The sequence below is a fragment of the Pseudoalteromonas sp. SANK 73390 genome (assembly GCF_054966645.1).
Window position 1 is genome coordinate 38,188 of record NZ_ARPN01000108.1, and the last position, 12,326, is coordinate 50,513.

Annotated in this window: 13 protein-coding genes; all 13 read right to left on the reverse strand. The window is 40.7% G+C overall.

Annotation, left to right across the window (positions count from 1 at the left end):
* Nucleotides 1-8: 8 nt before the first annotated feature.
* The 13 genes from flhA to fliH all read right to left on the reverse strand — a co-directional run bounded on the left by flhA (nt 9) and on the right by fliH (nt 12,323).
* Entirely contained in the window at nt 9-2,105 is a 2,097-nt protein-coding gene (gene flhA, locus SANK73390_RS13890) for a flagellar biosynthesis protein FlhA (protein ID WP_462766620.1), read from the reverse strand.
* 64 nt (nt 2,106-2,169) lie between these two features.
* On the reverse strand, nt 2,170-3,300 hold the full coding sequence (gene flhB / locus SANK73390_RS13895) for a flagellar biosynthesis protein FlhB (protein WP_462766621.1): 1,131 nt from the start codon (nt 3,298-3,300) through the stop codon (nt 2,170-2,172).
* A gap of 3 nt (nt 3,301-3,303) precedes the next feature.
* Entirely contained in the window at nt 3,304-4,083 is a 780-nt protein-coding gene (gene fliR / locus SANK73390_RS13900) for a flagellar biosynthetic protein FliR (RefSeq protein WP_462766622.1), read from the reverse strand.
* Between the two features lie 2 nt (nt 4,084-4,085).
* Nucleotides 4,086-4,355 (reverse strand): flagellar biosynthesis protein FliQ, encoded by a 270-nt coding sequence (gene fliQ / locus SANK73390_RS13905; RefSeq protein WP_261592209.1) that lies wholly within the window; start codon nt 4,353-4,355, stop codon nt 4,086-4,088.
* Between the two features lies 1 nt (nt 4,356).
* A complete protein-coding gene (gene fliP / locus SANK73390_RS13910) occupies nt 4,357-5,097 on the reverse strand; it encodes a flagellar type III secretion system pore protein FliP (protein WP_462766623.1) in 741 nt (246 codons plus the stop codon).
* Nucleotides 5,090-5,482, reverse strand: a complete 393-nt coding sequence (gene fliO, locus SANK73390_RS13915) for a flagellar biosynthetic protein FliO (protein ID WP_261592207.1) — start codon at nt 5,480-5,482, stop codon at nt 5,090-5,092. The genes fliP and fliO overlap by 8 nt, the downstream gene beginning before the upstream one ends.
* Before the next feature lie 5 nt (nt 5,483-5,487).
* On the reverse strand, nt 5,488-5,889 hold the full coding sequence (fliN, locus tag SANK73390_RS13920) for a flagellar motor switch protein FliN (protein WP_462766624.1): 402 nt from the start codon (nt 5,887-5,889) through the stop codon (nt 5,488-5,490).
* A gap of 28 nt (nt 5,890-5,917) precedes the next feature.
* The gene (gene fliM, locus SANK73390_RS13925; protein ID WP_261592205.1) at nt 5,918-7,009 is read right to left on the reverse strand and encodes a flagellar motor switch protein FliM; all 1,092 of its coding nucleotides are present in this window, start codon (nt 7,007-7,009) and stop codon (nt 5,918-5,920) included.
* A gap of 8 nt (nt 7,010-7,017) precedes the next feature.
* Nucleotides 7,018-7,542, reverse strand: coding sequence for a flagellar basal body-associated protein FliL (gene fliL / locus SANK73390_RS13930; protein WP_462766625.1), 525 nt, complete (start codon nt 7,540-7,542; stop codon nt 7,018-7,020).
* Nucleotides 7,543-7,598: 56 nt separating this feature from the next.
* A complete protein-coding gene (locus SANK73390_RS13935) occupies nt 7,599-9,641 on the reverse strand; it encodes a flagellar hook-length control protein FliK (protein WP_462766626.1) in 2,043 nt (680 codons plus the stop codon).
* A gap of 77 nt (nt 9,642-9,718) precedes the next feature.
* Nucleotides 9,719-10,159, reverse strand: coding sequence for a flagellar export protein FliJ (gene fliJ / locus SANK73390_RS13940; protein WP_462766675.1), 441 nt, complete (start codon nt 10,157-10,159; stop codon nt 9,719-9,721).
* Entirely contained in the window at nt 10,159-11,490 is a 1,332-nt protein-coding gene (gene fliI, locus SANK73390_RS13945; protein WP_462766627.1) for a flagellar protein export ATPase FliI, read from the reverse strand. The genes fliJ and fliI overlap by 1 nt, the downstream gene beginning before the upstream one ends.
* Before the next feature lie 14 nt (nt 11,491-11,504).
* Nucleotides 11,505-12,323: a flagellar assembly protein FliH gene (gene fliH / locus SANK73390_RS13950; protein ID WP_462766628.1), complete on the reverse strand. Its 819-nt coding sequence runs from the start codon at nt 12,321-12,323 to the stop codon at nt 11,505-11,507.
* Nucleotides 12,324-12,326 lie beyond the last annotated feature (3 nt).

The window sequence follows — 12,326 nt, forward strand, 5'->3', positions numbered from 1 at the left end:
AAATCCTATTACTGTCCAACCGAGCTCACAATCTTTATTTGTCTTTCATCTGGCACTTCTTGATATGACATCACGCGAAGGCCTGGGATCGTATGTTTAACAAATCTTGAAAGCACGCTTCTTAACATACCTGAGGTTAATAAAATGGACGGATCACCTAGCATCTCTTGCGTTTGGTGGGCTTCTCTCAATGAGTTTTGAAGCCGTTCAGCAAGACCTGGTTCGATACCTGCCCCTTCATCACCTGCGTTCTGAAGTGACTGATGCAACATCTGTTCCAACTCAGGTGCCAATGTTATGACAGGGATTTCATCAGCATTACCAACCGCATCTTGAACTATTAATCTACGCAGTGAAATTCTTACTGCAGCCGTTAATACATCTGGGTCTTGGCTGCGTGGTCCGTATTCGACAAGGGTCTGAACTATTGAGCGCATGTCACGAATTGCAACGCCTTCATTAAGTAAATTTTGTAGGACTTTTACAATGGTAGTGAGAGGAAGTACATCAGGTACTAACCCTTCTACGAGTCGAGGATGACTCTTAGCCAACATGTCCAATAAGTTTTGCACTTCCTCATGGCCTAACAATAACGAAGCATTGTTGGTTAGCAACTGACTAATATGTGTCGCAACTACTGTCGCCGCATCAACGACTGTATAACCTAAAGAATGCGCTTCGTCTTTTTGCTCGGGTTTAATCCAAACCGCATCTAGACCAAATGCAGGGTCTTTTGTCTCCACCCCCTTGATAGGACCAAATACCTGCCCTGGATTAATCGCTAGCTCGTCACCATGTTTTAATTCACCTTCGCCAGATCCAACACCCATTAATGTGATGTTATACGCGTTTGGGTCAAGCTCTAAGTTGTCACGAATATGTACTGGCGGTACCAAAAAGCCAAGCTCTTGAGATAGCTTCTTACGCACGCCCTTTATACGACTTAATAGCTCTCCACCTTGTGATTGATCAACCAGTGGAATAAGACGGTAGCCAACTTCTAAACCAATGACATCTACAGGTTGAACATCATCCCATCCCAACTCTTTTTGTTCTTGCTTGTTGGCAATATCAGTACCTTTAGCTTCTTGCCCAGCATTGTTTTCAGCCGCCTCACTCTTTTGCTTGTGGGTGTAATAAGCAAGATAACCTAATAAAGCGCCCAAACTTAAAAATGCAACATGCGGCATACCAGGAACAAGCCCCATTACGGTTAAGATGCCTGAAGCGATAAACAGAGACTTTTCGTTACCAAGCTGAGACTTAAACTGATCACCCATATTATGAGACTCATTTTGTCGAGTCACCACAATTGCGGTACCAATTGATAATAAAAGTGATGGTAATTGCGCAACTAATCCATCACCGATTGTTAGCAACGTATATACTTCCATTGCCCTACCAAAAGTCAGGTCATGCTGGATCATTCCAACAAACAAACCACCGATAATATTAATAGCCAATATTACGATACCCGCTATTGCATCACCTTTTACAAACTTACTAGCACCATCCATAGAACCATAAAAGTCAGCTTCTCGAGTTACCTCTTCACGCCTAGCTCTAGCGTCTTCTGCACTTATAAACCCGGCGTTTAAATCTGCATCAATCGCCATTTGCTTACCTGGCATAGCATCCAAGGTAAAACGCGCTGACACCTCAGAAATACGCCCTGCACCTTTGGTGATTACAACAAAATTTATAATGATCAGAATTAAAAATACCACAAGACCAACAGCATAATTTCCGCCAATAACAACTGAGCCAAACGCTTCAATCACTTTACCCGCGGCATCTCCACCATTGTGTCCTTCTAAAAGTACAACACGTGTACTTGCAACATTCAAAGCCAGACGCATAATCGTCGCAATTAACAATACAGCCGGAAACATACCAAACTCTAATGGCTTCATGGTATAAACAGTAACTAGTAAGACCACAAGAGATAATGCAATATTGAACGAAAACAGAATATCCAGCAAAAATGGGGGTAACGGCAAAATAACCATACCCAGAGCCGCAAGCACCAGTAAAGGCGTACCTACACCTTTAGCGTATTCTTTTTTATCTTTATTGAGCTGTGATAAAACTGCTTTAAATTCCATAACTTAACAACTGCAAAATATTGACACTAAGCTACTAAAGCAAGTAGTGAGCCAATTATCGTTATTAATGTTTTAGGTGGTCGGGAATAGACAAGTCTTTACTTAATGAGGTTGGCTTACGACCTCGCCCTTTATTAAAACGCTTAAGCTGAAAAACATATGCTAAAACTTGTGCTACCGCAGTAAAGAGCTGATCAGGTATTTGCTCTCCTACTTCAGTAGTATGATACAAAGAACGTGTTAACAATGGTGATTCAACAATTGGCACTTCATTACCTATGGCAACCTTTCGAATTTGCATGGCCAATTCATCAACACCTTTAGCTATTACCATCGGCGCACCTGCTTTATCGGTATCATATTTAAGCGCGACAGAATAATGTGTCGGGTTAGTCACCACCACATCGGCATCAGGTACATCTTGCATCATTCTTCGTTGTGACATTTCTCGCTGTGTTCGCCTGATACGAGCCTTAATTTGCGGATCACCTTCAGAGTTTTTATATTCATCTTTCACCTCTTGCAGTGTCATTTTTAGCTGTTTATGGTGATTATAACTTTGATAAGGCGCATCAATTGCTGAAATTATAATCAAAGTACAACTTAGTCCTAGAAACATCCATGCCAGTATCTCTAATGAATGGATAATACTGCCCGGTACTGCCTCAATGCTAAGGTGCAGTATTTCATAAAAAAAAGTGTTAATAAGAAAAATTGCAGCACCTGCAACCAATATAAACTTTAGAATCGACTTGATTAGTTCAACTGCAGCCTGAGGCCCAAGCATACGCTTTAAGCCTTTCATGGGAGACATTTTACTTGCTTTAGGCGCTGCGGCTTGCCAACTAAAGTTAAACCCACCTAGTAATGTATTACCTATAATTCCTGCTAAAGCAATAATGAGTACAAACATAGAAAATGGAAATAGTAATTCTGCGAAAGCCATATCCCATACAGAAAACATTTTAGTTGTATCATATGTTTCATTACGATTAAGAGTTAAGGCGCGGCCCATAATATTATACAGCCCCTGTCCGAGCGCAGGTCCATACAATAACAAGGCAATAGCAGAAAAAATCAAAACAAACGTTGTGCCTAGTTCTTTAGAGCGCGCAATTTGCCCCTTTTTCCGCGCCTCTTCTATTTTCTTTGAGGTAGGTTCTTCGGTACGTTCTTGGCCTGAATCTTCTGCCATTGCTTACACCGTACATCCAATTAAGTTACACATTAACTCCGTCATTTTCAGCCATTGAAATTCATATTGAACCACAAAATTACCAAGTGTAGCCCAAATAATTGCCAAACCTGCTATCAACGTAAACGCAAACCCTACTGAAAAAATATTCATTTGAGGTGCTGCCCGAGTCATTATGCCAAATGAAATATTGATAACTAACATGGCTGTTAAAGGGGCAAGTGAAAGCGCTAATGCAGTTGCAAACATCCACCCTCCCCAATTAATAATTAGCCAATAGCTATCAACCACCCACCACTGCCCATTAATAGGGAGCGTTTCAAAACTAAAAATAATCATTTTCAGCATCATTAAATGACCATTAAAGACAAAAAAGAGCAGTGTCGATAAAATGAGATAAAACTGCCCTACTGCAGGTACACTCAACCCGTTTGCTGGGTCTACCACAGATGCAAAACCTAAACCAGTTTGCATTGCTAAAATCTGACCTGCAATGATAAATGTATTTAGTAATAATAATGATGCAAACCCAATTGCTATACCAATAATCATTTGCTGAATAACAACAAATACCATACCAAAAGAAAACAAGTCGACAAACTGGGAAGGGGGCAGTACAGGCATCACCGCAAGAGTAATAACCACTGACAACGCCATCTTTATTCGCGCTGGCACTGTTTTAGCACCTAAGCCTGCCATTATCATGATCATCGAGCTAATGCGAACTAAGGGAAGCAATAAGTCACTAAGCCACTGTATAATAACGGCTAAAGGAAATTCCATTCCTAACCTGCTATTTCAGGGATCCGCATTACAATCCCTATAAAAAAGTCCATCAACACTTGTGTAAACCAATGCCCTCCAATGATGAGCGCAACAATTGTAATAATCAATCTGGGTAAAAAGCTTAAAGTTTGTTCATTAATTGATGTCGCTGCTTGAAATACTGCAACAACGAGGCCAACCAATAAACCGGGTAGAACGATTGCAGCAACCAGTTTTATCACTATAAAAAGCGAGTCACTTAGAATATCAACAAATACTTCTGGTTCCATGTCACGTTCCTAAGCCAAAACTACGGGCTAACGTACCCATTACCAAACCCCAGCCATCAACTAATACAAACAGCATAATTTTAAATGGTAAAGACACTATCATCGGCGATAACATCATCATACCCATTGCCATTAAAACACTGGCTACGACTAAGTCAACAATCAGAAAGGGTATAAAAAACATGAAACCAATAATAAATGCAGTTTGCAACTCACTCGTAACAAACGCAGGGATAATAACTATAAACGGCGTATCTTCTGGCTTATCAAGACTGTCATATCCTGCTATTTTAGCGAAGGTTTCTAAATCTTTAATTCGTGTTTGAGACAACATAAATGTTTTTAACGGCTCTTTCGCTTGATTTAAAGCTTGCAGCGAGGTCATTTCTTCATTGAGATAAGGTTGAACTGCCTTATCGTGTATTTGGCTAAATATCGGTGCCATAATGAAAAAAGTTAAAAACAAAGACATACCCAGAAGAATCTGGTTAGAAGGTGTTTGTTGGAGGCCTATAGCTTGTCTCAAAATTGCTAAAACGACGATAATACGGGTGAAAGACGTCATCATTATAACTGCCGCTGGAATAAAACTCAGCGCGGTCATAATTGCAAGTACTTGTAGAGTTACAGAGTATTCTTGAGACCCATCTGGGTTAGTCGTAATACTCAGAGCATCAATACCTTCTGCTCCCGCATAAGGAAAAAAGCCGATACCTATCAATATGATGAGAAATCTAATCATTTAAATTATTCTTGTTATTTTGCTTGCCAATAAACCGACTCAACTCTTTCGCAAATACCGGCATATCAGCCTGCTCTAGCGGCTGTTCAAGCTGATATAAATAGTTAATACTGCCAGGCGTTACACCTAATAAATGCTGTTTATTATCTATCTCAATTACCATCAGCCGCTCTTTTGTTCCAAGTGGCAAACTACGGATCACTTTAAAACCTGGTGTGTTACCAATATTAGGGTTAAACCTTTTAACCAAAAAGCCTAACCCAATCACAAGTAAAACGACCAACATCAGCGATAAGCCCACTGACAACAGCTCGGTACTTAACCCCGAAGCTGCAGACTTTGCGGCTACAGGTGTAGCAAAAGCTAACAATAACCATAGTGTCATTTTATTCATCGTAACTTTTTAATTCGTTCAACTTGGCTAATAACATCAGTTAAACGAATACCAAATTTATCATTCACTACAACTACTTCACCATGTGCGATCAAAGTTCCGTTAACCAATACATCTAACGGCTCACCGGCAACTCTGTCAAGTTCAACAACCGAACCTTGGTTTAGTTGCAGCAAATTCCGAATATTAATTTTAGAACGCCCCACCTCCATTGATATGGTGACAGGTATATCTAAAATTGTATCTAACTTGCGCTTTTCATCTGAAGATAAGTTATCGGTTGAGTCCTTAAGCTCATCAAGTTCAGCAACTTCAGGCTCACCATCTGGTGCATCAGTCTCTTCAGCTTCTGCTAGGGCTGCAGCCCATTCATCCATTGTATCTTGATCATCGCTCATACTATCAAAACCTTTATATAATCAATCTTTACCAATCTAAGTCCACACCTTCTGATAGGTGTAAATCTTCTTCCAATTCCGCTAATTCTGCATCTGAATCGAGTTTTTTGCCACCCTTTGTAAATACATGTAACTCTGATTTAACAGACTCTGGGCGTTTAATTTTCTCACTTATTTGCAAGGCAACATTATCACGTGAGCGACCCATTTTTGCCCTAAATGTTGGTAGTTCTTCTACAAATACCGTAATGTGTTCAGGCATTTCAACGGGAATAACATCACCCGCTTTCAAATCCATAATTTGTGCAAGCGTCAAATCAATTTCTAATAATTGGGTTGAAAGTTCAACTTCAACATCCATAATTTCATCGCGTAATGCTTTACTCCACCGTAAGTCAGTATCTTCTGTATCAGATTGTACACCCGCATCTAATAACTCTCTGATAGGCTCCAACATGGAGTAAGGTAGAGATATGTGAAAATCCCCTCCACCACCATCAAGTTCTATATGAAATGAGCTGATCACCACCACTTCTGTTGGGCTTACAATATTAGCCATTGCAGGGTTTACTTCAGAATCAAGATACTCGAACGACACATCCATGACTGGTGCCCAAGCTTCTTTGTAATCTTCAAAAATAATTTTTAGCAACATTTGAACAATGCGTCGCTCTGTTGGCGTAAACTCTCGCCCTTCTATTTTTGCATGATATCGACCATCACCACCAAAAAAGTTATCTACTAGGATAAATACAAGTCGCGCTTCCATGGTGATTAGACCCGTACCTTTTAACGGTCTAAAGCGCACCATATTTAAGCTGGTTGGTACAAATAAGGTGTGAATATACTCCCCAAACTTCAGCATTTGCACACCGTTAATCGATACTTCAGCAGTACGACGCATCATGTTAAATAAACTGATACGCATATGGCGTGCAAAACGTTCGTTCACAATTTCAAGCGTTGGCATCCGACCGCGAACAATACGGTCTTGAGACGAAAAGTCATACTGTAGCGCAGTTGAATCACCCTCATCATCGCCGCCTACCTCTTCCTCTTCAACATCATCAACACCATGTAATAGCGCATCGATTTCGTCTTGGGATAATAAATCACTCACTTAAGACCTCACTGCATTACAAAGCCGGTAAAAAGTACGCGTTCAATGACTTTACTACCTTCAACCCCTTCCATTGCTTCTTGAACTTTATCAACGGCTGACAAGCGTAATGTTTCTTTTCCTGCACTCGTACTCAATTCATCAGCTGTTGTGGTAGAAAAGACACTCAAAAGTGTACCTTCAATAAGAGGAATATGTTTTTTAGCAACTTCTTCATTAACATCCCCACGCACAAGTAGTTGCACTTTTATCTGTACAATACGATCTCGGCTCGCACCAGGTACGTTAAAAACAAATGGCCTTGGCATTGCAACATATAGTGCACTGCCTGTTTCAGCGGAAGAGCTACTTGATTCAACGGTCTGAGATACCGTTTCTTCTTCTGCTAGGGTTTCAACAGGCTCATCATCAGCGGATGTTAAAAACAATACTGCTACAACGACTAAAGCCACTGCGGCAATAGCTGCAATAATAATAATTTTCTTTTTATTACCACCCGTTTCTTCAATCTCTAAATCAGTTTCTTCTGCCATGTTAATCCTTGTTTAAGCTACAAAGCTAAGAGCCTATTTCTATATAATAGCAGTAGTTAGGCGTAATAATCTATTGAAGAACCATCGTTTAGGGATTGTTGAGTCGGTGATTGACTATTTTTTTCGTCCTCACCGTGCTCCAACGATGACGATTGTGACTGCCCTTGCTGTTCAGAGCCTAACTCTTGCTCGCCTTGTGACCCATCACCTTGCTCTATATTACTTTCTCCAAGCTCAATGCCTTGCTCTGCAAGCATCTCTTTTAATTTTGGCAAAGACTGCTCTAGCAAATCTTTAGCTTGCTGATTTTGAACGATAAAGTTTACTTGTGCCTGCTCTGCATCCGTTCGGATACGTATTTGCATAGCGCCTAGCTCTCTGGGATCTAAACGTATTTCAGCCTCTTGATTATTCAAGTTCAGCATCATAGACACTTTCTCTTGCAGTATTTTCGCAGCATCATTTCTAGCAATATTTACCGCTTGTAACATTTGTGGATCTACTTGTATTTTTTGCGCTGTTGCATGGTTTTGCTGTGTTTGAATATTTTTTGGGGCTTCGTCTAATTGCTGCATATAATTAACAAATTCAGTATATTGTGAAGCACTTCCATTTGTTAATGGAGCCGCAATTGCTTTAAATAGTTGCTCTACTTGAGGCGTCGGCATCGCTTGACTCAAAGAGGATATTGACGCACTCATGTCTTGTTTTATTTTGGAACTCACGTTTTGCTTTGCGCCGTGATCTCCTTCAGTCTTAATTCCAGATTTAGCTTCATGCTTAGCTGTATCTTTATCTACTTTGGTACTGTTGTACGCTGCTGGCTTATTTTTAGCCACTGAAACACTTACTGCTGCTAAGTTAGCATCATTGGGTAATGACTTATCGGTTAAAACCTGCTTTTCTTCTAGCGCCTTCAGTTGAGATAACGCTTGCTCAACAAGCGGTGTTGACCTTCCTTCATTAGTTAACTGCTGTAAGCCCTGCTTTAGCGCACTTCTTTCTTTAGGAGTTAAAGAGGCTAACTGTTGCGCTAGTCGTTGCTCTACAGAGTACTCTTTAATCGATGCTAAACTTGTGCTTTCTTTTGGTAAGTGGGACTCAGTTTGCTTTACTATTTCGCCTATTTGTTTGGCCAATTCATTTTGTTTTCTCACGGATGGTGTATCAGCCGTTCTTTGTTCAATATCACCTTGTTGTGATGTATGTAGCGCTGCAATACTTTGCTTATCTTCATTCAAACTTCTCGTATCAGCTGGTGTTTTTATCTGTTCTCCTGCTTCTTTAACTTCCTTGCTATGTTCAATCTGTGAGCTTACTTTTTCAAGCTTATGTGCTAATTCAGCTTGGCTGGGTTGTAAAGTTTGCTGCAATAATTGGCCTTTACCTTCTCGAGCAGCTTCCCCAGCTTCATTTTTTATTTGTGCGTTTAACTTTAATGGAGTAACAATTTCTTCCTTACTCATTTTCGTACCTGAATCAATTAGTTCATTCACTTTAGTTTCAGAGCCAACCATTTTGTCAACCTCCTCAACACGATTAAAGTCTGTATTTTTCACGACTGAAACCGACTCATCCTCTAAATGAGAAGCTGAAGTACTTTTTTTCGAATTTAAAAAATCAATTATTTTTATTGTATCGGTCTGACTAACTTCCTCTTCATTGGAAGTGGATATTGGATGCACGACTACATCCGTTTTTTGTTGATTCGCGGCGTTGATCTGAGCCATTAGCTCATCGACTGCTTTAGGTAATACCTGCTGTTCGGTCGATTCCGCTACCACCGCCTTGTGGTCTGAAACTTCCTCAATTGGCTCTTCAACTAACTGGTTTTGGTTTTCAGTTGTTGAAGTTAATAACGTTTGCTTTGCCACATTGCTGGCTGAGTCAGAGCTATCAACTATTAATTCTTCAGAAGTTGAAGTGTCAGGGGTTGAAGTGTCAGGGGTTTCTTTGTCACTTGCATCAGTTAACATCTTAAATGTAGAAAGAAAACTATTCGGTTCATCTGCCAAATTATCACTTTGTGTGCTGATAACATCTTGTGAACCTGATCCATTCGCTAAAGTCTTAGAATTGTTAAAAGTTACATTAAGCATTTGGGTACCTGCGAGGCGGCAATTTTGAGCCGCAATTACATCACTAATGGGTTAAAAGCAAAAATCGAGCCATAATATTAGGCTCGGCGGCGCATAAACTGATTCGTTGCAAACTCATCTAACATTTTTTGCTCTGCTTTATTTATACGTGTTTGGTGAGCAGCTTGTTTTTTCTCTATTAGTTTTGCAATAGCCTTTGCTTTAACCTGCTGAGCAAGCCAAAGCGTTTTTCGTTGCTCAACCACCTGTTTTGCAGTATTAACCGTACTTGCTTGTTGTAAAATAGCTTCTTCAATCTTCTTTATAAACGCATGATACTGAGTAAAACCGCTACTGGTCAGACCCTGCTTTGCCTTTATGTGAAGTTGCTGAGCATACTCTAAACGAAAATCATTAAGCCCTGATAGTTTTTGCTGGTTATCATTTAAATGATGCTGTGCCTGCATATAATTGACTCGCAGAGACTCTTCTTTTTCTGACTCAAGTTTATAGAGTAAATCTAGTTTGTTATTGGCCATCATTCTTGTCCTAGCAATTTAGCAAGCTCTTGTAAGCACTGATCATAATTAAGTACTTCTTTCATACCTTGCTGTAAAAAACCATTGATTGTTGGCATCATAATAATTGCCTGATCAAGCATTTGGTCACTGCCTTTTTGATATGCACCTAATGTGATCATATCTTTGTTTTGCTGATACATTGCATAAACTTGTTTAAGTATTCTTGCCTGCTGCAAATGACTTTCAGAGATCACTTGAGGCATGACTCGGCTTATCGATTTTTCTATATCAATTGCAGGGTAATGGCCGCTATCAGCCAAATCTCGTGAAAGCACAATATGCCCGTCAAGTATTGCTCGAGCAGCATCAGCAATCGGGTCTTGCATATCATCCCCTTCACTTAAAACCGTGAAAAAAGCGGTAATTGAACCTTGCCCTTCCCCCCCATTACCAGCACGCTCAACCAACGCGGGTAATTTTGCGAACACTGAAGGTGGATAGCCTTTCGTCGCAGGTGGCTCGCCCACTGCCAGTGCTATTTCACGTTGCGCCATAGCATATCGAGTGACAGAGTCTAATAACAATAAAACATTCAAGCCCTGATCCCGAAAATATTCAGCAATCGTTACTGCACTTTCACAGCCTTTTAAACGCATAAGTGGAGATGCATCTGCGGGAGCCGCAACCACCACCGAGCGCTTACGCCCCTCTGCGCCTAAAATTTCATCTATAAATTCTTTAACTTCACGACCACGCTCACCAACTAAACCTACAACTATTACGTCAGCTTCACAGCCTCTAGTCATCATACCAAGTAGCACTGACTTACCCACACCGCTTCCTGCGAATAAACCCATTCTCTGGCCTCGTCCGACTGTAATAACTGAGTTAATTGCTCTTACACCCACATCCATAGGCTGATTAATGGGTCTTCTCGCAAGTGGGTTAATGGTGTTTTGTGCAAATTTAAGTGTATGCTCAGCGTGGATTGCTCCAAGTCCATCCAGAGGGCGGCCTAAACCATCAACCACACGACCAAGTAAACTCATGCCAACAGGCAGCCCCGTTTCTTTCAATTGTGGAATAACACGAGCCCCTGGTAACACACCTGATATGTGATCATTAGGCATTAGATATAAAGTGTCATCGTTAAAACCAACAACTTCTGCATCCACAAACCCTCGAGTAGTTTCAATTTTACATTGGCTTCCTACTGGCGCACTAAGCCCCCGTGCTTCAAGCGTTAAACCTACAACTCTCGTTAAACTACCAGCGACGGGTACTGTAAATGGTCTGATATGCTTTTTATATTTTGATAAACGCTCAGCAAGCGGGCTTTCAACACTCATGGTTTAGCCAAATATTACAACTCGATACCACTGTCATGCAAAAAGTCTTCCAAGATTTCTTTCATTCTTGTTTTGAGCGTCATGTCGATAGAGGATTGGGACGTTTTTACCTCAACGCCTCCTCTTTCTAAAGTGGGTTCAGGCAATAGATGCCAATGTTGTGCTGCGAGTTGCTGCTCACCGTAGGCCGCTTTAACAAGTTCTAGGTCATCAGGATGCAAATGCACTTTTACTGTTTGATCTGCAATAGGTAAGGCATCCATGGCTTTTTTTAATGCGAGCAAAACAACGTTGGGATCTAATGCTACTTCACGAAAAATGACTTGTTGCGCCAATAAATTGGCTAACTGTACTAACTGTTTTTCGCACTGTTCATCAACCAAACGTAATGGCTCATGTAATTCATTCACAATAAGGGTCAATGTCTGGAGCTTTTCTTCGATAAGCGGCTTTGCTTCATCCTCTCCTTGTTGCTTACCTATCTCAACACCTTCTTTATAACCCGCTTCCTTACCTTCAGATACACCTTTATCAAAGCCATCTATATACCCTTGCTCATGACCTTGTTTAATACCTTCATCGTAAGCATCTTGGCGAATTTGTTCTAACTCTTCCAAGGTCAAAGTCGGAAATTCAGGCTCTTGGCTATCAGGGTCTTGCGGTTTTTTTTCAGGCTTTTGATATACTTGATCCAGTGGTTTACCAAAAGCAGTTGAACGACCCGAATATTTGCGAGGATCCTCTGACACATCAGGAATAGGCCAGTTCTTCAGCAACTCATCAAGTGCTTCGCCCTCAACAGGCCGACCTTTATAAAATTTGGTATCAGTCATAAA